The following is a 21,366-nucleotide window of genomic DNA, read 5'->3' as shown; positions in this document are numbered from 1 at the left end:
CCCGCTCACGGTGAGGCGGGCGGCGTCCGTCAGCCCTCGCCCACGTCGGCGGGGTCGGCCACGCCGGGGTCCGGCGCGGGCGGCGGAAGTGCCGCGACCGCGCCGAGCACCGTGTCCGTCCACGTCGTCCACGTCTCCCAGCCCGCGTGGGCGGTGAGGGACGCCGCCGTGAGCCGCACCTCGAAGGCCGTCGACGGCGTCGCTGCGACCGTGCACGTCGCCGCTCCGCCGGCCGCAAGCGTGACACTCGCGGCGGCGGCGGACGCGCCCACGACGCACGTCGCGTTCGTCAGCGTGATCGCAGCCCCGCGGGTCGAGGACACGCTGAACGTCGCCCCGCGCTCCCAGGCGCCGCCGGGCGCCGTCACCGCGAGCGTCCCGGCGACGGTCGTCGCCGTGACGCTCGCCCCGGCCACGGTGGCCGTCCGGCTCGCCCAACGATCCACCTCGGCCGACGTGTACGCGACCTCGACCTGCCACGTCCCCGGGACGAGCCCGGACGCGGTGCGGTTCACCGTGACGTCCACCGTTCCATCGTTCGAGGTGAGCGTCACGCCGGGGAGCGCGACGCGCGTCGCACCGCGGACGAGGGTGACGACGACGGTGCCACGGGGGCTCGGACTGTTCTTCGGCGCCGCAACCGTGACGGTGAGCGTTGTCGTCGGCGCGGCAAGGGACACCGTGCCACTCGTCGCAGCGAACGTGACGTTCTGCTGCTCGGGCCTCAGCCGTCCGTGCAGGACGAGGTTGGTGGTCCCCGACGCCACACCGCCGTCCACGACCCACGGGAGCGAGTCGGGGATCGACGCCGTCATCGTGTAGCCGCCTGCGTCAGCGAGCAGCCACACCTCTTCGTGCCCGGCTCCCGGCACCACCGTGAGCGTCGTCCCGGCGAACCCGCCCGGCTCGGCCCCCGGGGTCGTGGGCACGATCCTCACCTCGACCGTCGTGCCGCCCTCGGCGGCGAACGCCGCGTCCGCGTCGACGATCGCGCGCGCACGGACCTCCACGACGTCGATCTCGACCGTGTCTCCGCCCGTCGCGGGAACCGGCTGCTCGATCTCCCACACGTGTCCCGTCGGACCCGCGACGACCATCGTCCACGCCCCCGGAGGAACCTGCGCGAACGTCGTGCCGAAGACGTCCGAGCCGAGCCGCGTCACGGGCTGGGCGCCGAGCGGGAGCCGCGTCTCGCTCGCACCACCGCCGCTCGGCCGCATCTCGACGACCGCTCCCGTGAGGTCGCCCCCGTTGACCGACGTGAGCTCGAGCGTCACCTGGCGAGGCGTCGTCGACAGAACGACGTCGACCGAGACGGTCTGGCCTCCCGTCACCGAGACCGTGCGCGTCGCCGAGCCGTACCCGCTCGCGGCGACCTCGACCGTGTACGTCCCGGCCGCGATGCCCTCGAGCACGTAGACACCCGCGCCGTCGTTCTCACCGTCCTGGGTCGCGGCCGTCGTCGCCCCTGCGCGCAACGTCACCAACGCGTCGGGGACCGCGACCGGCGTCGCGCCGCCCGCCTGGCCCTGCACGTTGATGCGGACCGTGTTCTTGCGTCCCGTCACCGGGACGAGGATCGTCGCATTCGAGCCGCCGATGACGGGCCTGATCTCGACCGTGAGAACCGTCCCGCCGTCCGTCGTCACCAAAAGGTTCATGGGCAGCGGGTGAACGCCCCTGAACACGCGCAAGCCGTTGTCGCAGTCGGCTGTGCCCCCGGCGGGCTCGACGCACGTCGGCCGCGGGATCGCCGAGCTCACCGGCGCCACCTTGACCGTGCCGAGGTTGATCGCGAGGTTGTCGACGTCGACGAGCTGGATCGTGATGTCGACCGTCGCAAGCTCGAGGACGAGGTCGATGTCCACGACGACCGCGCCGGGCGTCGCTGGAACCGGGACGCTCTGCGTCGCGCTCACGTACCCGGCCAGGGCCGTCCGCACCGTCCAGGTCCCGTCGGTGAGCCCCTCGGTCTCCGCCGTGCCCGTGATCTCGTAGGTCCCACCCGGGCCCGTGCGGGTGCGGAAGCTCGACGCGCCGGACGTCGCGACGACCTCGATGCCCTCCGCAGCGTGCGTCGCCCCGTCGTGGTCGAGCGTCACGGTGCCCGTGATCATGCCGGACCGGACGAGTGGGACGGGCACCGCGCTCGCGACCGTCGCCCCCGCCACAACCGTGACCTCGGCTCCCGAGACGAAGCGGAACCCTGCCGCACGGACGTCAACCTCGTAGACCCCCGGGGCCACGGCCCCGAAGGAGACAGGCGCGGTCCCCTCGGCCGTGCGCGTCGTCGTCACTCCCCCGAGCGTGAGCGTGACGGTGGCCCCTGAGACGAGGGCGCCCCCGGCCGACTCGACGACGCGCACCGCGAGCACGCCGTGCTTGGACAGGTCGACGACAAGGTTCGGGACCGCTCCGGAACCCACGACCGGGACCGTGTACGGAACGCGCGCTGAGGTGAAGCCCGGGAGGCTCGCCTCGACGATGTAGCGGCCCGGGCGCACCGCGCCGCCCGTTCCGGGAGCGGGCGCGCCGAGCTCGGTGTCACCCCAGACGAGCGGAACCGTGCCCGCCGCCACGTCGGCGTGCGCGCCGTCCCGCACCTGCGGTGCGTGCACGGAGGTGCCGGCGGGGAAGTTCGTCACCGAGTAGGTGACTTTCTGCGCGAGCGTGAGCAGATCTGCGCTCGTCGCCCCGGTGACGCCCGCGAACGCGACGACGCCGTCAAAGGCCCGCGCAACCGGATCCACCGTGAGCGTCACGGTTCCATTGGTGTCGACGCGCATCGCTGACCGTCGCGTGCCGTCGTAGGCCGCGTCGCCGTCGACGACGACGTCGAAGGTGTTGGAGACGAGCACGAGACGCTCGAGGGCCGAGCCGTCCGGATCGGTGCCGACGTCAAAGGTGCCGTCCGTGCGGGTCGTTCCCGAGGCGCTGCCGCGCACCGCGGTGATGCCGTCGTAGCCGACGACGCCCGTGACGGTGACCTTGCGGCCGCCGAGCCCCGTCGGGAGCGTTCCGTCGAGGAAGCTCACGACGCGTCCCGAGAACCTCGTGACCGACGAGGCGACGACGACGGGCCGCGCGACCTCCTGGTTGAGCGCGACCTCGACCCCGGTCGCCACGGTCGTCGTTCCCGAGTCCGGGGCTACGACCTCGATGCGATAGGTCCCCGCGGTCAGGTGCGTGAGAAGAGCCGCCCCGTTGGCGCTCGCCACAACCGTCGACCCGCGCGTCCCGTTGGCCGCGATGGGGGTGACGAGCGCGTTCGGCAGCGGGTCGAGCCCCGAGCCGCCCGTGTCGACGAGGGCTGTCACCGCGATGCGGCCGAGCCGCTCGAGGGTCGCGTCAAAGCGCGCAACCTGTCCCGCGACGAGCGTGATCTCCGTCGCCGCGACCGGGTAGAGGTAGTCGGCGTCCCCCGGCAGGACGGTGACGGTGTAGCCACCTGCCCGCAGTCGCTCGACCTGGTAGGCCCCGTTCGTTCCGGTGCCCGCGCACCGGTGCGGGGCGTCGATCGTGCACGTCGGGCTTCCGTCGTTCGCCGCCGCGACGGTGCACCGGGCCGAGTCGGGCAGGGGTGTGCCCGTCGGCGACACGACGACGCACGTCCCGGAGGGCACCGAACCGACCCGGGCCTGCACGGTTCCCATGATCGAAGGCGACGGGAAGAGCGCGACGTTCGTCGCCGTCACCGTGCGCCCCATGGGCACCTCGACCCGGACCGTTCCCGGCTCGTAGCCGGGGACTGTCAGCTCGACGGTGTAGAGGCCGGGCAGCAGACCGGGCTCGTCGGCCGCGGGGATCGTGTACTCCAGGTCCGGGGTCGTCGTCACGCGTACCGTGCGCGCGACCCCCTCACCGTTCGTCGCCGTGAGCGTCGCGGTGACGAGGCACTCCTCCGTGACGGAGTCCGCGCATTCGATCTGCCCGTTCGAGCGGGCGTCGACCGCACGGCCGCGGATGCGGGCATCGGTCGTCACCCCACCGTCTGCGCTCGCGCCCAGGACGAGGTGGGCGAACTTTGTGTCGCCCGGACCGACGACGACCTCGGCCCGTGCGGTCGTCCTCCCGAACGCCTCAGCCGTGACGACGTACGTCCCCGGAACCATGCCGCCGACGCGGAACGACCCCGAGCCCTCAGTCGTCGACATCGTCTTGTACGTCTGCTCGGAGCCCGTCATCGTCACGCCGACGCCTCCCAGCCCCTCACCGTCGGCGGTGCGGACCGTGCCGCCGATCGCGGCCCCCGCGGCGGGCAGACGCACGTCGCTCTGCGCGGTGCGGCCCGTACGCAGCCTGACGGGCTTCGTCACGGGCGTGAACCCGGGGGCAGACACCTCGAGGGTGTACGTGCCCGGAACCGGCAGCCCGTCGAGCACGTACGTTCCCGTGCGACCCGCGGTTGCGGTCGTCACTGCCCGTTCGACGCCCTCGCCGCGGACGACGATCCTCGCTCCGCCGACCGGGCCGACAACCCCGAGGCCGTCGGGGCCGCGCACAGTTCCTGAGAGCGAAGACTCGCCGTGGCGCAGCCGCATCGTCACACGCTCGGCATCCGAGGCGTCGAGCGTCACGAGGCGCGACGCCGTTCCGAGTCCGTCGGCGGTCACCGTGACGAGGTACGTCGACGGCGTCGAGAGACCGTCGACCTCCCACGTGCCGACGTCCCCCCGCGTCCGGGTCGACGTCGTGATGGTGGCCGTGCCGTCCGTGATCGTCACGGTTGCGCCGCCGACGTGGCCGCCGGGGCCCCTCACGACTCCCGAGAGGCGGCCCGCCCCCGCATGCAGCTCGGCATCCAAGCCGGCCGCGGCCTCCGCACCGGTGACGACGCGCCGCACCGTCTGGTAGCCAGGCTTGGACAGCTCGACGAGGTAGGTCGCGGTCGGGGTGAGGCCCGCGACGGCCCACGTGCCGTCCTCAAGGGTTCGCGTCGTGCGCTCGCGTGCGAGCGTCGACGTCTCAGGGACGAGCGCCCCCGCGGGCGTGCGGGTGAGCGCCGCCCGCTCGGCGCGCACCGGCTCGACCGGCGCCGCAGCCGCATGGACGAGGACGGCGCGCGCACGGCCGCCGGACGCCCCGCCCGACGCTCCCGCCGCGCTCGCACGGCCGGTCGTGGCACCACGGCCGCCCGACGCTCCGCCGGCGCTCGCGGCGCCGCTCGCGCTCTCTGCCCCACCGACTCCCGGAAGCTGCGCGCCGCGGTAGGGCGAGAGCCGCACGGTGACGCCGCCGGGCTCGTCCGACGTGACGAGACCCGCCGCGCGCACGGTTCCCGCAAGATCGTCGGGAGCCGCGTCGGGCTCCTCACCCTCGCCCGGCTCCGCGCCGGGGGTCGCGCCGCCCGGCGCCGTCGTCCCGGGACCCGCGATCGTCTCGGTCGGAGTCGGCGCCGACTGCTCGCCGACCGCCTCACGGATCCGCGGAATCGCGACGAACAACCCTCCCGCCCACAGCGCAACGACGAGCACGAGCGCAAGCGCCCGCATCATCGCGGCCGTGACGAACGGCATCGCGGTGACCCCGCCGCGGAACGTTGCGGGGGCCTGCTGCCCGTGCGCAGCCAGCTCATAGCCGCGCCGGTCGCGGTGCCCCACCCACGACGGCCGCACGATGCGAGCACGTGCCGAGACCCGCGTCGTCGCCCGCGCGGGCACACGGACCTTCCCGGGGACCTCGATGCGCAGGCCGCGGTCAGCGCGAGAGACCAGGTCAAGCTCGACCGGGTCCTCGCCCGTGTTCGAGACGACGACGCTCACGCGCCGCGAGATCCGAGCCCGTGCCTCGGCGGGTTCGACCGCGAGGACGACGTGACTCGGTGCGTCGACCCGCACCTGCGCAGGCGCAATCGTCGACTGCGGCTCGACTCGCAGCCCCGTCGGGACGGTGTCGACGATGACCGCGCACGCGTACTCCCCTGCCATGGCACCCGCGGGAGCGGTGACGGGGAGCGCGACGGTTCCCGTCTCGTCGGGCGCGAGCGCCGACAGCACGCCCGGGGTCGGCGCCCAGCCGTCGTCGAGGCCGCGCACGTGCACGACGACGTCGAGCGGCACGGACGCGATCGAGCGCACGTGGACGACGAGCGTCGCGGTGCGCCCCGCGGGGGCGTGCGCGTCGTCTGCGACGAGAATCGTGCAGGACGTGCCAGGGACGACGGTGCTCACGGTGCCTCCACGGTGACAGCAAGGTGCGCGGCCTGCGACTGGGTGACGGTGACGACCGCCGACGCTGCCAGGACTGACCCCTGGCTCGAGACGATCTCGACGATGTACGTCGCGGGAGCGTCGACGTCCTCGAACCTGAAGGCGCCCTCGCCGTTCGTCGTCGTCGTGGCCACGGGCGACTGGCCCGTCCCGTACGCGGCCGCGGTCCACAGGCGCGCGGTGACCCCCACGAGCTCCGCACCACCCGAGGTCACGGTTCCCGCGAGGGAGGCCGGGGCAACGAGCACGGGGTCGAACGGCGTCGTCGTGCCCGCCGTCACGGTGACGGTCGTCGACACGGGACGGGTTCCCCGGCGCTCAAACGTCACGGACCACGTGCCCGGCTCCAGGTTCTCCACGACGTACTCACCACGGTCGGCCTCGGTCGTCGCAGTGCGCACCCGCAAGGTCGTCGCACCCGAGGTGAGGGTCACAGCAACCCCGCCGACACGCGTCGCGTTGCCGTCAAGGTCCTTCTGCGACACCGTGCCGACGAGAGCTCCACGCGCGGCCCTCATGGGCGTCCGCACGCTTGAGGTCGCCGCGCCACCGGCACGCATCGCCCCCGTCGCATCAAGGCTCACGGACACCACTTGCGTCCCCAGGTCGGCGCGCGAGAGCGTCACGGTGTAGGTCGAGGGCACAGGAAGTCCGGCGACGCGCCACGCCCCCGCGGGCTTCGTCGTCGTCACAGTCTGACGAGTCACGGCGCCGTCGGTCACGGTGACGAGCACGCCGCCCGGGCTCGTCCCCTGGGGGACGGTCACGAGACCGGCGACGCTTCCCGACGCGACGCCGAGCGAGACGGCGACGCCGTCGAGCTGCTGACCACGCGCGAGATCGAGCGCAAGCGTCTCGGAGGCGAGGCCCGGGTGGGACACCTGGACGGTGAACGTCGCCGGCGTCGGCAGGTCGCGCAGCGTGAAGGTCCCCGCGTCCTCACCCTCGGTCTGCGTGAGCGTGCGCACGACAGTGGTGCCCCACGTCGCGACGACGGTCGCCCCCGCCACGGGGCCCGCCGCGCTCGAGACGATCCCGGTAATCGCACCATCCCCCGTGCGCAGGTCGATCTCGACTCCCTGACGATCCTCGCCGGCGCCCACGTCGAGACGGTGGACCTGGGCGGAGAACCCCTCCTTCGACACGACGAGGTCGTAGACGCCGGGCGAGGGGACGGAGGTGAGCAGGAAGGCGCCGTCGGACCCCGCAACCGAGGTGCGCAGAACTGCGCCGTCACCCTCACCCGGGGTCGCGGACGGTGCCGCGCCGTCGGCGGCCAAGACGTCGAGCGGAACCTGCAGCTCGACGCGCGCCCCCGCGACGTCGGGGCCCGACACCGTTCCCGCGATCGTCGCGGGCGTGCCACCGAGCATGACCGTGAGGCCATCGACCGTGCGCCCCCCGCTCAGCTCGATCGGTTCGGCGTCCGCGTCGGACAGCGCAGCCGGGTACCAGACCTCAGCGAAGCCCGCGCCGCGCAAGCGCAGCTTGTACTCCCCCGACGCGAGACCCCCGACGCGGAACGCCCCCGCATCGTCCGACGCGGTCGAGGCGACAACCGCCGTGGCATCGTCGGCCGCGGTCACGTCGACGGACACACCAGTGAGCGGCGCTCCGTCCGGTTGCATGACCCGGCCGGCGAGCGTTCCTGTGCCGGCGATCGTCACATCACGGTCGCGGGCCTGAGCAACCGTGATCGCGAGATTCCGGTCAGCCTCGGACCGCGCCAGAACCGAGCCGAGCCCGACCGAGATGACGACCGCGAAGACCGACACGGCCGCGAGGAGGCCAAGCATCGACAACAGCCCGCGCGAGAAGCGCGGTCGCTGCACGAAGGCGCCGAGCGCAAGCGGCCGCGACCCAGGGTCGGGCGCGTTCGCGGCCAGGTCGTCGGAGGCGTGGACCTCGATCTGCCGCACGACCGGCGAGCCAAACCACGCGCGTCGTGCGCGCAGCTCGACCCGCCCGGCGAGGTGCTCGCCGGGGGCGAGGTCGAAGGTCGCCGGGTCCGCGACGAACCGCGTCGCAGCTTCGGGGTCGACGCCGTGCAGGCGCCCCATGAGCCGCGTGTTGCCCTCGTTGGCGACCTCGACCGAGAGGATGCCCCGGCGTCCGCCCGTCACGGTTGTCGGATCGAGGCGCACGCGCAGGCCTGGCGTGGCGGGGACGTGCACGGTGAGGTCGAGGATCTCGATCTCGTCGTCCGTCGTCGTGGCCCGCACCTGGACCGCAAGGCGTCGCGGCCCCGCCGCGACGCCCACGGGAAGCGTGAGCGCGATCCGCACCGTCCCCGTCGTGCCCGGGAACAACCGGGGCTCGCCGTCGACCTCGACCCAGCGCGGGTCCACACCCAGGACGCGCACGTCGTAGGCCGCGATGACCTCGGACGTGTTCGTCACGACAACGCTCACGTACGCGGGGCTTCCCGGGACGCCGTCGAGGACCGCAGGGGTGAGTTCGGCGCGCATCACGCGGTCCGCAGGTTGCAGCGGGCCGTCGAGCCCGCTCGGACGCGGGCGAGGCCGGTTGCGGACCGGCCAGAGTCGGCGGACGCGGTCACCGTGTAGGTGCCCGGAGCCAGAGCGGGGAAGACGTACGCCCCGGTGTCCGTCGTCACGGCTTCACGCTCGGTGAGGCCGTCGGTGAGGATGACGCGCGCTCCGGCGACGGCCGCGCCGGTCGCCTCGTCCCTCACAGTTCCGCGGACGTCGCCCGTCGCGGCCCCGAGCCGCACCGTGAGCGCCTCGGTGGCCGCGGCGGTGCCACCGTCCTCGGTCACGACGCGGCCCTCAGCGTCGAGGTTGACCGGGATCGAGGTCGTCGCGAGGCCGTCGGCGCTCACCGTGAAGGTGTACGCACCGGATGCGGCAAGGCCGCTCACGGTGAAGTCCCCCTTCTCCTTCTCAGTGAGAGTCGTGACCGTGAGAGGTTGCGCACCGCCCGAGACCGTGACGGTTGCACCCCCGACGCCGGTTCCGTCCGGGCCCAGGACGCGGCCGGTCACGGTTCCGGCCCCGTCGACGAGCTCGACGACGTCGGCCTCGCGGACTTCGCCCGCGGCGAGCGTGAGAACCGCGGTGGTCGAGCCGAAGCCCTCACGCGAGAACGTGAGGAGGTAGGTTCCGGGCGTCGGCAGGCCAGGCAGGACGTAGCGGCCGACCTCGCCGAGGGTCGGCGTCCCGACCGTGAGGTCGCGTCCGGCGACGGACGTCGTCACAGTGACGCCGCCGAGCGGGCGGCCACCCGCGGTGACCGTCCCCGAGATCTGGCCGGGGGTCGTTCCAAGGCGTAGATCGGGGACGAAGCGCGACTGCCCGCCCGCGACCTTCTCGCGCGTCACGGCCGGCTGGTAGCCCTCGGCGGACGCCGTGATCTCGTACGTGCCGGGCGCGGGCAGCTCGGCGACGCTCCATGTGCCATCGGCGCCCACCTCGGCGGAGCGCTCGGGTTCGTCCTGCGACCACGTGGCGCGCACCGTGACCGTGACCTCGACGTCGTCGTCGCCCGTGATCGCGCCCGTGTCGACGCGGCCGTGCAGGGTCGCCGGGTCCCCCACGACGACGACGTCGACGGTGCCCGTCACGTCACGGCTCGAGGCCCGCACCGGGGTCCACGAGCTGGATCCCGTCGCGTACCACGTCGTCTCATAGCCGTCCGCGCCGACCTTGACGAGGTACTCCCCCGGGAAGAGTCCGGCGATCGTGAAGGTCCCGTCCTCGAGCGTCGCCGACGAGGCGATCGTCACGAGCCCGTCGTCCGTGCGCCGCACGGCCTCGACCGTCAGCCGTCCGACACCCTCGCCCGAGGCCGCGGAGGTGACGCGACCCGTCAACGTCCCGCCGACGCCCGCAGGCACCTGCCCTTCCTTGGGAAGGGCTCCGTCGGGCGCAGGACCCACCGTTCCGGGCGCGGCACCCTCGGCGGGCGTCGCGGCAAAGTAGGACGTCGGCGCCGTGCGCGTCACGGGATCGGCGCCGAGCGCACCGCGAATTCCGAGCAGCAGGACGACGGCCCACAGCGCGATGATGAGCACGAGCGTGAGGACCGTGAGCAGGCCGCGCGAGAGAACGGGCTTGCGTCGCAGGACGAGCTCGAGCCCGTCCGTGAGGTCTCCTGCGGTCGCCTCAAGATGCACGGTGAGGTCCTGCTCCGACCCCGTCCACGCGAGCGGTGCGCGCACGCGCACGCGCGTGGCGCGCGAGCCGCCCGCAGGGACGGAGAGCGTCGAGGGAACAGGCTCGCAGCGCAGCGTGCGCTCGGCATCGCGCGCCCGCAGGGCGACGTCGACCGGGACGTTGCCCGTGGCGAGCACCTCAACGTCGAAGAACACCTCGCGTCGCGCGCGGATGCGCGAGGGTGCGGCGCGCAGCGCGAGCCCCGCAGCCGCGGGAACGACGACCTCAAGGTCGTGCTGCGCGACGGGGGCCCCGCTCGCCGAGGTCACGAGGACGGCGACGAGGTGGGAGCCCGCGGGAAAGTCGCCAGGAAGGTCGAGCGCGAGGACAAGATCGGCCGACGCCTCAGGGAAGAGGCCCACCGCGTCGGACGTGCACGTGACCGTCTCTTCGGGCAGGCCGACGACGTGCGCGGAGAACGAATCGATGACGCCCGTCGTGTTGACGACGGTGAGCGGGATGCGGGCACTGCCCTCGGGCGTGACATCAACACGCGTGAGCGCGCTCAACACCCTCATGGCGTGGCGACCCCGGAGCGCGGCAGCACGCTCGTCGCGGCCTCGACTCCCGTGACCTGCGGCGGAGCGACCTCCCAGGCGTGGACGTCGGCGACAACCGTGACGACGATCCCGAACGACGCCTTGACCTGGCTGCCGAGCGTGCCCCACAGGTCGCGCGGCCGATGGGCGTCGTCCGTGCGGACCGCGATCTGCACCGAGGACGCGAGCGTCTCGGGAACAGCCCACTCGGGAACAGCCTGTGCGCCGAGCAGGCGCGTGAGCGCCTCGCCGAGCAGCTGGTGCTCGTCACGCACGGACCCCGCCCACGCCGAGACAAGGTAGGAGAGCTCGACGAGGGGCTGGGGCGGCCGACGTTCGAGGCGACCGTCCGCGCCGGGTCGCTGCTGCGCGGGCCGTGGCGGCTGCGGGCTGCGGGCGACCTGGTGGAGGAAGAGGTTGACCGTGAGGCGGTTGACCTGCGCGGACCACGTTGAGGTGGGCGTCTCGAACGAGATGTCGCCCTCGTGGTCTGAGAGTGGGAGGGTGCGGCGCAGAAGCTGCTCGAGCGCGCGGTCGACGTCGGGGATGAGCACGGTTGTTCCTCCCAACGTCGTCGCGGTCCCGTCCGGGGAGTCGCACCTGCAGGTCTCGGCGTCGTGCCGCGGCCGGCCGGCTTCGGGCGCGGCGGCACGCCGCGTCACCTGGACCGGATGATCGACGGTAGGACGCAGGTCCCGCACGCGGCATCGGTAATCGCTACCGAATACCGCGACGAGCTCGCTGCAGCACCCGCTGAGCGGGTGAGATCAGCCGGTCTGCGTGCGCACCGTGCCGGGGACGACGACCTGGATCGTGCCCCCGAACGCGCACTGGCACGAGGCTCCCTGGACGAGCGCGGGCTTGCCCCCGATGAACACGGTCATGGAGCCACCCACCCACGGCGTCGTCACCGGTATGCACGGCATGGGCGTGAGGACGCCGAGCGCCGCGGCCGTCGCTGCCGCGACGGTCGGGTTGGCGAGCGACATGCACATACCGAAGGACGGCACGTTGACCATGGGTGCGGCATCGAGAACCGTCGCGGCCGGCTTGCCCTCGACCAGGACGCGCGCTGCTGGCAGAACGTTGAGCGTTCCCGGTCCGGCGGCGAACGGGCACACGAGCGTGGCCGTCCCCGCCACCTGGCGGCGTCCCACTAGCTCGTCCCTCCGCGCACCGACGCCGTCAACTGCGCGCCCGTCGTGGTGACGAGGCACAGGACCGAGCGGTCGCCGTCCTCCCAGCCGCGTGCGTTGGGCTGCAGGTACGTGAAGAAGAGGTCGGAGTCCCGGTAGTCGACGCCGACGTAGCCCTCGAACTCCGAGGCGCATGCCCCGTCAGAGAACGACTTGAGCCACGCATCGCCCGGGAACGTGTCGATCTCCGCGCCCGACTCGTCGACGACGGGCACGGACGCGTAGGCCTCCTGCTCGTGCGGGTCGGAGCACGCCACGCGCGTCACGGTCTCGACCTCGCCGCTCACCTCGGCCGGTGCGCGCAGGCAGTCCCCGACGACGACGTCCGTCACGTGAGGGGCCTCGTCATCGTCGGACGTGCACCCCGCGAGCGCGCACGCGAGGACGGCGCACGCGCCCGCGGCGCGCCATGCCGTCGCCGGACGTCTCACGCGGGTCGTCCTCATGCGTCGAGCACCGCCGCAACCGTCGCGGGTGGCACCGTCCCGGCGACGACACCTGCGAGCGGCTCGCGCACGAGCGCCCACGTCGCGCGCACCTCGTGCGCGGCCGTGTCGATGAGGCCACCGAGGTCCTCGGGCAGCAACGTGAGGTCGCCGGTCGCCACCGCAGAGCGCACGGCCAGGAGCCCGAGCGCCATGTCGATCTCCACGGCAGTCGTCGACAGTCGGGAGTTGAGGTACGCGGAGGCGAGGGCGACCCGTTCCCGGTCGCCCTGGGGCACGACGTCGTCCGCGACGGCGTACACGGTGATGCCCGCGCGCACCTGGGTGACCACGCCGACGGTGCCGTCCGTCAGGGTGAACGTCTCTTCACCCCAGTCCATCGTGTGCTCGATGCCTGCGGCGTCGAGCGCCGCGTGGGCAGCGTGGGCGAGCTGGCTCGCGAGGGGCGTCTCACTGGTCACGGGGTGCCTCCTGCGGTGGCTGCGGTCTTGGCCTTCTCGGCGAGGAAGAGGAGGACCGCCTCGCGGACGGTCGCGGGGTTCCGGGGGTCGTTGAGGGCGTGCTTGAGCTCGCCGTCGGTCGAGTTCTCGAGCACGGCGAGGACCGTGGCGGCACTCGCCCCCGCGGGGATCTCGGTGGGGCCGACCCAGCCGCTGCGGTGTTCCTCGCGGCGCAGGTCTGTGCGTTCCATCCGCCGCTCGTGCGTCTCGCTGCGTGCGAACATCTGGCCGAAGCGCCACATGAGGCCGCGGTTCTTGCCTTCGGGGCCGCCTTGGGCGGCGGTGTCGCGGTCCATCGCGTTCTTGCTCGAGGCCATGCGTCCAGTGTCGCGGAACCGGTCGAGAACTGAGCCGCCTGCCTCTTTGACGGTCGACGCGTAGCGGTTGAAGATGTGGGCCGGGTTGCCGTCCTCGCCGAGCTCGTCGAGAACAGCGTCGCGGACCTTGACGAGGGTGTCGTCGCCCGAGCCGTCGTCGAGGTCCGATGTCGAGACGCCCGCGAGCATCGCGGCGTCGACGGGCGTGTCGTCGACCGAGAAGCCGGAGAGGAAGGACAGCGCGATCGCGTCACCTCCCGCGGCACGCACGATGATGCCGTCGACGGCCGTCGCGGGGCTGCGCTCGAGCAGCTTCTCGGCGCTGCCCTCGAGCCGCCCGGTCTCCTCGCGCAGCGCGCTGCGCTCAAGTCCGCGCAGAACTTCGTTCGCGATCATGTGGCCGACGTCGTGCAGCGCATCGACGACGGACATGCCGACGCCGACGGCTGCGGGGATGCCGAAGCCACCCGCGGTCGCAACCGTCGCGATGGCGACGCCTAGGTCACCGACCGCCTTGCCTGCGCTCCATGACGCCTTCTCCAGGTTGATCGTCGTCGACTGCGCGACCCGCAGCAGGGGCCGCACCATGACGTCAGCGCCGTTGTTGTCCTTGCCGCGCACGTAGGCCTGCGTGAGGTTGCCCTTCGTCGTGTTGAACGCACGGGACGAGGCAACGACGTCGGTCACGGCCGAGACGACGCCGAAGACGGTCGTGACGATGTTGAGACCGGGAACGACCTTGGCGACGTTGTCGCCCACCTTGTCTGCGACCCCGGCGGCGAACTTCGCGGTGCTCGTCGCGGTCGAGCTCAGTGCGCCGAGGGCGTCGGCTCCCGACTTCACGCTCGTGAGCATCTCGCCTGTGTTGACACCCTCGGTGTGCATCGTGCGCGCCGAGGCCACGAGCTTCTTGAGGTTGACGACGGCCGATTTGAGATGCGTGACGATCGACAGCGCGTCCCCGAAGACCTCCGTCGCGGCTTCTTGCTTCGACGGGTCGTCCTTCGCGTCCTCGAACTGCTTGTCGGTGCGCAGGCCGTCCTTCTTGCGCTTCTTCACGTCGGCGATCGCGTCGACGAGCTCGCCGGCGCCGAGCGGCGTCTGGGCGAGGGCTCGTTCTCCGGCCGACTTTGACCGGTCGGTCATGCCGCTCAGCCCGGCGACCGTCTCGAGGCCCTCCGTAGCGGTGTCGAAGCCACTCTCGACGCGCCCGGCGGTGAGAAGCGGGTTGGCCTCGGGTTCGGGCGTCTCGCGCTCGGCGCGCACGATCGCGCGGCGGCGCATCTCGAGGTCGAGGGTTGAGCCGGGTGTGGGGCGCTTGCGCCGCAGCTTCTCGGCTGCTTGCGCCCATTCAGCCTCGATGAGGGTCGACGCACGCGCCCCCACGTCGACGGGTGCTGCTCCCCCGCCGGGCGGAGCTGTCGGCGCGGCTCCTGAGGCGCGAGCCGCCGCTTGGGCGGCGACGCTGCTGCCCTGCGCACGCTGGGCCTGGCGCGCCTCCTCCACGGCGGCCTTCGCCGCGCGCACGTACACCGCCTCAACATCACGTTCGAGGAGGCCGCCCGCGTCATCGGTCGCGTTCGAGGCGGCCGTCGCGTGCGCTCGTGCCTTGCGGATGAGCGACATGAGCCGCTCGGACTCCGTCCCGCGCGCGGGTGCCCATGGCCCCAGGTGCTCGTGGGTTCCGCCGGGCAGCCACGTCTCGTCGTAGGCCGACTGCGCTGCCTCGGCCGCGCTCATCCCGGCGTCGGCCTTGCTCGAGGCGAGGTCGGACTCTGCCGCGAGCGCCTCGGCGAACTCCTTGTTGATGTCCGTGACCTTCGACTGCGCGGCCCCCAGGTCGCTCGTCGTGCCCGGTGCACCGTAGATGTCGGTCACGGCCGACGCCCGCGCGGCCGTGTTCGTCTCGCGCTGCTGCTTGAGCTTCGCGTCCTCGTTCTTCTTGCCCTTCTTCCCTGCCTCCAGGTCGGCCTTCGCAGCCTCCTTGGCCGGGTCCTTCGGGCCGAAGATCGCCGACTTGAGCGTCCCGAAGATGCGACGGACGCCCGATCCGGTTTCTTGGACGACGTGTGCGATCTCGTGCGCGAGAACGCGCGTTCCTTCGGCCGAGGACGTGTCGACGTCGCCCAGGAACACGTCGTTGCCCGTCGTGAACGCCGTCGCCGACATGCCGCGTGCGAGGGAGCGCGCGGTCGCGTCGTCGTGGATGCGGACGTGACCGAGGCTCGTCCCAAACGCGCCCTCAAGGTCGCGGCGCACGGGGGCGTCGAGCGCGCGGCCGGCGCCGCGTCGCGATTCGATGCGGCTCGTCGTGGCGGTGTCAAGATCGCCGCCTGCGCGCCCGACGGCCGCACCGCTCATCGGGGTGGCGTGCCGGCGCAGGTGGCCGCAGCCCGCGTCGTGCGCGTGCGGTCCGTCCTCACCCTGCGCCTCGCGTGCGCCGGCAAGTCGCGTGAGCACGGTGTCGGCGAGCGCGTCGGCCCGCTCCTCAGCGTGATCGTCGGCGGCGCCCACCGTGAGCGGCACGGGCGCCGCAGGGGCGGGGCCTGCGACGGCGGGCGCGGCTGCGTCCGGGGTCGACGTCGCACGGGTGTGGTCGTGCGTGACGGTCATGGTCCCTCCCCGGGGCACGGCGCGCTGTGGTCGGGACCATCGTCCCGCGCGGCCAGCGGCCCGGTCGTCGGTAGTCGCTACCCAAATCGCGCGGTGCGCACTCAGAACGCCGGGCTGCGGCGGCCGAGCTTGGCCAGCTCGCGGCTTGCTGCTGTGGCGAGGTGACGCATGCCCACGGTCTCGCCTGCGGCGACCGCGTCGTGCGTCGCGGCGAGCACGACGTTGCGTATATCTCCGCCGGCGACCTCGAGACGGGCGGCGAGCACGGCGACGTCGATCGGGTCGGCGGCATCTGTTGCGGGCAGCTGCGCGAGGTGGTGCTGCCACAGCCGGGCGCGGGTCGCCTCGTCGGGATCCGGGAAGTGCACCATGAACTGCAGGCGACGCGCGAACGCTGGGTCGAGGTTGCCGCGCAGGTTGGTCGCGAGCACCGTGATGCCGTCGAACGTCTCCATGCGCTGCAGAAGGTAGGCGACCTCTTGGTTCGCATACCTGTCACGCGAGTCGCCCACCGCCGAGCGCTTGCCGAAGAGCGCGTCGGCCTCGTCGACGAAGAGCACGCAGTTGAGCTGCTCGGCCTCGGCGAAGATCTTCTCGAGGTTCTTCTCGGTCTCGCCCACGTACTTGTCGACGACTGCCGAGAGATCGATCTGGAAGAGCTCCATGCCGAGCGAGTCGGCGACGACGTGCGCGGCGAGGGTCTTGCCCGTTCCGGGACTGCCTGAGAAGAGCGCGGCGACGCCCGTTCCCTTGCCGCCCTTGCCGTGGAGGTCGCCGAGCGCGGCGACGTCGTCGCGGTGCCGACCCCAGGCGACGAGCCGTTCGATCTCGGCCCGGGCATGGGACGGCAGGACGAGGTCGTCAAGGGTCGCCCCTGCTCCGCGCCGCGTGGTTCCGCGCCCAAGCCTGCGCACGGCGGCGATGAGCGTCGCGTCGTCGGGGTCGTGCTCGCCCGCGTCGACTCGCGCGCGTTCCGCCGCGCGCGCGACATCGCGCGGCGCGAGCCTGAGCGTTGCGACGGTCGGGCCGGGCTCGAGGCCATCGAGGTGGCGGCGCCACAGCACGGTGCGCTCGGGCGTCGTGAGGACCGGAGCCTCGAGCGTCACGGGAAGCCACGTGGCCCAGCGTGCGTCCCAGCGCCGGGCTCCGACCGCGAGGACGGGCACGGGTGAGGCGAACAGCGCGGGCATGCACGCGGAGGCCGCGTCTGCGCCCGCGAGGATGAGCGCGTGTCCGTCGAGAAGCGCCTCGAGAAGGAGTGCGTCGACGATGTCCGCGGTTCCCGCGAGCGATCCCGGGCGGAGGTGGTGGTCGGCGTGCGCGAGGTCGGCGACGAGGCAGCCGATTCCGAGGGCTGTGCAGGCCGCGGCCGCGAGGGCTGCGCCGGTCGCGCCGGGTCCCGACTCGATCCACACGAGCGGATCGTCACGTTCAAGCGCTGCCATGACCTCGCCTGTTCCGGTGACCGCGACCGCGACCGGCGCTTCGATGAGGTCGGCCACGAGGGCGGCGGGCGCGTCGTCACCGCGCATGTGGTCGGCGACGCGCTCGGGGACGACGGCACGGCGCGCAAGAAGTGGCAGGTCGCCGGGGGTGCTGAGGAGACCCGTGGCGCGCAGGGGCGCGGTGGCCGCGAGGTGGCGCAGCGCTGCGGGGTCGGTCGCGGGCAGGCCCGCGAGCTCGAGGGCCGACGCTGTCGTCGGCCGGGCGGGTTCGCCGTCGCCCGCGAGCAGACCCGTGAGGTGCAGGGCGAGAGGGTGGAGCTCGGGCAGGAGCGCGGCGGCGAGGATCCGGGCCGCGCCGTCGTCGAGGCCGGTGCGCCGGGCAAGGGCGTTGAGGCGGGTCTCGGCCGTGCGGACGAGAGCGGAGCCGGCGAGGTCTGCGCGGATGACGTCGCACAGCGTGCGTGCGGTCGCAGCGTGGTCCCACCCCACCTCGCTGCGGCGTGCGACGGCGGCGTCGAGCCGCGCGAGAACCTCGCGCAGCGGCGTCGTCCGGGCAGGCGCCGCGGAGACGGCGCTCACGCGAGCGGGCTCGCCAGCGTGTTCGTGCCGAACCCTGCCGCGAAGCGCGGCCCCTCGACCGCGAGCTCGGTCGCGAAGGTGTGCTGCCACGTGGGGAAGGGCGAGTGCGCGAGCGACTCGTTGGCGAAGCGGCGGTCTCCCGTCACCTCGGTGACGCAGAATGCGGGGATCGTGAGGTCGGTGACGGGGGCGCCGCGCTCGCACTCGGCGATGATGAGGCCGCGGTTGCGGCCCGCGAAGACGTCGACGACCCAGCCGTCGGTCCCGAGCCAGGCGGAGTAGCGGTTCTTGATGATGCGCGCGCCGCCGCGACGCATCATCTCGACCCCGACGTGGACGTCGATCTCGCGCTCGGCCTCGTAGCGGGTGCCGCCGGCCTCGGGGCCCTTGACGGTGAGGGCGCAGAAGTCGAACCGGTCGGCGTGCGCGTCAAGAATATCGACCGCGTCGAGGTTGGCGGCGGGGTCGAGGAGGATGCCGTCGGCCTGGACCCTCAGTCGCATGGCGTAGCCGTCGACGGCGAGGAAGTAGGACTGCACGATGAGTGTGGGCGTGGGGTCGTTGCGGACCTCGTCGGGCAGGCTGCGCACGAAGAAGCGCCGCTCGAACTCGAAGTCGCCGTAGCCGGTCTCGGTCGTCATCACAGGGTCCTGAGGTCGGGGCTGGGGTGCGACGGCGTCGTGCCGTCGGCCCGAACGTAGCACCGTCCGGCCTGGAATGGCGGGATCTCGCGCCCAACAGGTCGTTCAACAGCGGATCGGCACACGTGCGCGTCGATCGACCACCCCGCCGACGGGGCGGGGGGCTAGCCCTCGTAGGGCAGGGATCGCCTGCCGTCGGGGTCGATGCGCTCGAGGATCGTGTCGCTGATCCGGTGGAGATCGGCGACGTCCTTCGGCGTGAGCCCCGCGAAGACGGCGTCGCGGACCTGGGCCGCGTGCCCGGGCGCGGCGGCGACCACGGTGCTCCACCCGGCGTCGGTGAGCGTCGCGTTCATGGCGCGGCGGTCCTCGGCGCACTCAGCACGGACGACGAGGCCGCGCTTCTCGAGCCGGGTGACGACGTGCGAGAGCCGTGGGAGCGTGGAGTTCGTGCGCGCGGCGAGGCCGGTCATACGCAGGGTGCGCCCGGGCGCCTCGGAGAGGATCGCGAGCGTGTAGTACTCGAAGTGGCTGAGTCCCGATTCCCGCTGCATCTGCGTGTCGAGGACGCCGGGGAGCAGCTGGACGACGGCGATGAAGCGCACCCAGGCGCGCAGCTCGTCGTCGCGGAGCCAGACGGCCTGGTCGGGGGTGGGTTCGGCGGTCGACATGACAGACAGCCTACCGCATAGGTTGACGCTTAAATCATTACGGGGTAGCGTGTTGGTTGTTGCTTAAACCAAAGACGGCGGTTCCGCCGCGTTCGAGGAGGACCTCATGACCACGTTCACCATCATCGGCACCGGATCCATGGCACAGGCGATCGGTGGCGTGCTCGCCGCAGGCGGCGCCTCCGTCCAGTCCGTCCCCCACGCCGAGACCCCCACGCTCACGGGCGACGTCGTCGTCCTGGCGGTCCCGTACCCCGCCCTCGCGGATGTCGTCGCACGCTTCGGCGCACAGCTCGACGGCAAGATCGTCGTCGACATCACCAACCCCCTCGACTTCTCGACGTTCGACTCGCTCGTCGTGCCGGCGGGCTCCTCCGCAGCAGCCGAGCTGGCCGCACAGCTTCCGGGCGCGCGGGTCCTCAAGGCGTTCAACACGAACTTCGCCGGAACGCTCTCCTCGGGCACCGTGGGCGCTGCGACGACGACCGTGCTCGTCGCGGGCGACGACGCCGACGCGAAGGCCACGCTCCTCGCCGCCGTCGAGGCAGGCGGGCTCGCCGGCGTCGACGCGGGTGCCCTCTCGCGCGCTCACGAGCTCGAGGCGATCGGCTTCCTCCAGCTCACGCTCGCGGCCGGCGAGAAGATCTCGTGGACGGGCGGCTTCAACCTCAGCCGCTGACCCCCTCTCCTGCGGGCAGCGCCCCTCGTCCTGCCCACAGGTGGACGGCATCCCCTGGCCGTCCACACGACGCCCCCGTCGCACTCCGCGACGGGGGCGTCGTGGCGTAGCGTCGGCACCACCCCGACGACCGCCCGCAGGAGGACGCATGACCACGACCGAGATCGCCGTGAGGACCGTCGCAAGCCCGGTCGGCGACCTGCTCCTCGCAGCAACCCCCGTCGGCCTCGTCCGGGTGGCGTTCGCTGCCGAGGACCACGAGGCCGTGCTCAGCGACCTGCGCCGGCGCGTCTCCGCGCGCCTCGTCGAGGCGCCCTCCCGCCTCGACGAGGCGGCACGCGAGGTCGACGAGTACTTCGACGGGCGCCGCACACGCTTCGACATCCCGCTCGACCGTCGTCTCTCGGCAGGCTTCCGGCTCGCCGTCCTCACCCATCTGTCCGCCGTCCCCTTCGGGCGCACCGAGTCCTACACGCAGGTCGCGGCGGCTCTCGAGAACCCACGCGCGGTGCGCGCGGTGGGGAGCGCGTGCGCGACCAACCCCCTCCCCGTCGTCGTGCCGTGCCACCGCGTGCTGCGCTCCGACGGCGCCCTTGGCGGGTACATCGGCGGGCTCGAGGCCAAGACCCTCCTGCTCACTCTCGAGGGAGCCCTCGCGTGACGACCCCCTCCCCGAGCGTCCGGCCCACCGATCTCGTCATCGGCGACGACGGCCTCCGCCGACCGCGGTGGGCGGCATCCGACGCGCTGCTGCGCGAGTACTACGACACCGAGTGGGGCATGCCCGTGCGCGACGAGCACGGCGTCCTCGAACGACTGAGCCTCGAGGCCTTCCAGTCGGGGCTCTCGTGGGCCACGGTCCTGCGCAAGCGTCCCGCGTTCCGCGAGGTCTTCGTGGGGTTCGACCCCGAGGCCATCGCGCACTTCGGCGACGCCGACGTCGCGCGCCTGCTCGAGGACGCGCGCATCATCCGCAACCGCGCCAAGATCCTTGCCACGATCCAGAACGCACGGGCGACGCTCGAGCTGCGCTCGGACGCCGGTCTTGCCGAGCTCGTCTGGTCGTTCAAGCCCGAGGTCAACCTCGCGCCGCGCACCCTCGCCGACATCCCCTCGACCTCCCCCGAGTCACGCGCGCTCGCCAAGGAGCTCAAACGACGCGGGTTCTCGTTCGTCGGCCCGACGACCGCGTTCGCGCTCATGGAAGCGATCGGTATCGTCGACACCCACCTCCTCGGGTCTCACCGGCGCGGCAGCTCAGGCATCTGGCCCTGAGCAGGACCACCTGGCACCGGGCCGGCGACGCCGGTGCGGAGCCCACCGCGCCCCGGTGCTCGTCACGGATGACGCCGTGGG

The 21,366-nt window shown here is 72.7% G+C and carries 14 protein-coding genes; 3 read left to right on the top strand and 11 right to left on the bottom strand.

What is annotated here, in order from left to right; genetic code table 11:
* Positions 1 to 29: 29 nt before the first annotated feature.
* The 11 genes from ACTVCO_RS07230 to ACTVCO_RS07180 all read right to left on the bottom strand — a co-directional run bounded on the left by ACTVCO_RS07230 (position 30) and on the right by ACTVCO_RS07180 (position 19,331).
* Complete coding sequence (locus ACTVCO_RS07230; protein WP_443727721.1) at positions 30 to 6,170, bottom strand: carboxypeptidase regulatory-like domain-containing protein; 6,141 nt, start codon at positions 6,168 to 6,170, stop codon at positions 30 to 32.
* Entirely contained in the window at positions 6,167 to 8,677 is a 2,511-nt protein-coding gene (locus ACTVCO_RS07225) for a carboxypeptidase regulatory-like domain-containing protein (RefSeq protein WP_443727720.1), read from the bottom strand. The genes ACTVCO_RS07230 and ACTVCO_RS07225 overlap by 4 nt, the downstream gene beginning before the upstream one ends.
* Entirely contained in the window at positions 8,677 to 10,902 is a 2,226-nt protein-coding gene (locus tag ACTVCO_RS07220; RefSeq protein WP_443727719.1) for a carboxypeptidase regulatory-like domain-containing protein, read from the bottom strand. The genes ACTVCO_RS07225 and ACTVCO_RS07220 overlap by 1 nt, the downstream gene beginning before the upstream one ends.
* The gene (locus ACTVCO_RS07215) at positions 10,899 to 11,477 is read right to left on the bottom strand and encodes a DUF4255 domain-containing protein (protein WP_443727718.1); all 579 of its coding nucleotides are present in this window, start codon (positions 11,475 to 11,477) and stop codon (positions 10,899 to 10,901) included. Before ACTVCO_RS07215 ends, ACTVCO_RS07220 begins: the two co-directional genes overlap by 4 nt.
* Positions 11,478 to 11,690: 213 nt before the next feature.
* Positions 11,691 to 12,080, bottom strand: a complete 390-nt coding sequence (locus ACTVCO_RS07210; RefSeq protein WP_443727717.1) for a DUF4280 domain-containing protein — start codon at positions 12,078 to 12,080, stop codon at positions 11,691 to 11,693.
* Positions 12,080 to 12,550: a septum formation family protein gene (locus ACTVCO_RS07205; RefSeq protein WP_443727716.1), complete on the bottom strand. Its 471-nt coding sequence runs from the start codon at positions 12,548 to 12,550 to the stop codon at positions 12,080 to 12,082. Before ACTVCO_RS07205 ends, ACTVCO_RS07210 begins: the two co-directional genes overlap by 1 nt.
* Positions 12,551 to 12,561: 11 nt before the next feature.
* Positions 12,562 to 13,026 carry a hypothetical protein gene (locus tag ACTVCO_RS07200; RefSeq protein ID WP_443727715.1) on the bottom strand — a complete coding sequence of 155 codons (465 nt, stop codon included), beginning with the start codon at positions 13,024 to 13,026 and terminating at the stop codon, positions 12,562 to 12,564.
* Positions 13,023 to 15,995, bottom strand: coding sequence for an eCIS core domain-containing protein (locus tag ACTVCO_RS07195; RefSeq protein WP_443727714.1), 2,973 nt, complete (start codon positions 15,993 to 15,995; stop codon positions 13,023 to 13,025). Before ACTVCO_RS07195 ends, ACTVCO_RS07200 begins: the two co-directional genes overlap by 4 nt.
* A gap of 101 nt (positions 15,996 to 16,096) precedes the next feature.
* Positions 16,097 to 18,019 carry an ATP-binding protein gene (locus tag ACTVCO_RS07190; protein WP_443727713.1) on the bottom strand — a complete coding sequence of 641 codons (1,923 nt, stop codon included), beginning with the start codon at positions 18,017 to 18,019 and terminating at the stop codon, positions 16,097 to 16,099.
* Positions 18,016 to 18,660, bottom strand: a complete 645-nt coding sequence (locus tag ACTVCO_RS07185; RefSeq protein WP_443727712.1) for a CYTH domain-containing protein — start codon at positions 18,658 to 18,660, stop codon at positions 18,016 to 18,018. Before ACTVCO_RS07185 ends, ACTVCO_RS07190 begins: the two co-directional genes overlap by 4 nt.
* Positions 18,661 to 18,824: 164 nt before the next feature.
* Positions 18,825 to 19,331 carry a MarR family winged helix-turn-helix transcriptional regulator gene (locus tag ACTVCO_RS07180; RefSeq protein WP_443727711.1) on the bottom strand — a complete coding sequence of 169 codons (507 nt, stop codon included), beginning with the start codon at positions 19,329 to 19,331 and terminating at the stop codon, positions 18,825 to 18,827.
* 106 nt (positions 19,332 to 19,437) lie between these two features.
* Between ACTVCO_RS07180 and ACTVCO_RS07175 the strand changes: the two genes are divergently transcribed.
* The 3 genes from ACTVCO_RS07175 (at position 19,438) to ACTVCO_RS07165 (ending at position 21,285) form a co-directional block, all read left to right on the top strand.
* Positions 19,438 to 20,010 (top strand): NADPH-dependent F420 reductase, encoded by a 573-nt coding sequence (locus tag ACTVCO_RS07175; RefSeq protein ID WP_443727710.1) that lies wholly within the window; start codon positions 19,438 to 19,440, stop codon positions 20,008 to 20,010.
* A 148-nt stretch (positions 20,011 to 20,158) separates the two neighbouring features.
* Complete coding sequence (locus ACTVCO_RS07170; protein ID WP_443727709.1) at positions 20,159 to 20,671, top strand: methylated-DNA--[protein]-cysteine S-methyltransferase; 513 nt, start codon at positions 20,159 to 20,161, stop codon at positions 20,669 to 20,671.
* Positions 20,668 to 21,285, top strand: coding sequence for a DNA-3-methyladenine glycosylase I (locus ACTVCO_RS07165; RefSeq protein WP_443727708.1), 618 nt, complete (start codon positions 20,668 to 20,670; stop codon positions 21,283 to 21,285). Before ACTVCO_RS07170 ends, ACTVCO_RS07165 begins: the two co-directional genes overlap by 4 nt.
* The last annotated feature ends 81 nt before the right edge of the window (positions 21,286 to 21,366 follow it).

Source organism: Sanguibacter sp. A247 (genome assembly GCF_052324925.1).
In the GTDB taxonomy this organism is placed as follows: Bacteria; Actinomycetota; Actinomycetes; order Actinomycetales; family Cellulomonadaceae; genus Flavimobilis.
This window is presented reverse-complemented; position numbering and strand designations above follow the sequence as displayed.

Bases quoted from the DNA above. Each gene is read 5' to 3' on its own strand.
- ACTVCO_RS07225 (WP_443727720.1), bottom strand. From the start codon at position 8,677: ATGCGCGCCGAACTCACCCCTGCGGTCCTCGACGGCGTCCCGGGAAGC.
- ACTVCO_RS07220 (WP_443727719.1), bottom strand. From the start codon at position 10,902: ATGAGGGTGTTGAGCGCGCTCACGCGTGTTGATGTCACGCCCGAGGGC.
- ACTVCO_RS07195 (WP_443727714.1), bottom strand. From the start codon at position 15,995: ATGACCGTCACGCACGACCACACCCGTGCGACGTCGACCCCGGACGCA.
- ACTVCO_RS07185 (WP_443727712.1), bottom strand. From the start codon at position 18,660: ATGACGACCGAGACCGGCTACGGCGACTTCGAGTTCGAGCGGCGCTTC.
- ACTVCO_RS07180 (WP_443727711.1), bottom strand. From the start codon at position 19,331: ATGTCGACCGCCGAACCCACCCCCGACCAGGCCGTCTGGCTCCGCGAC.
- ACTVCO_RS07175 (WP_443727710.1), top strand. From the start codon at position 19,438: ATGACCACGTTCACCATCATCGGCACCGGATCCATGGCACAGGCGATC.
- ACTVCO_RS07170 (WP_443727709.1), top strand. From the start codon at position 20,159: ATGACCACGACCGAGATCGCCGTGAGGACCGTCGCAAGCCCGGTCGGC.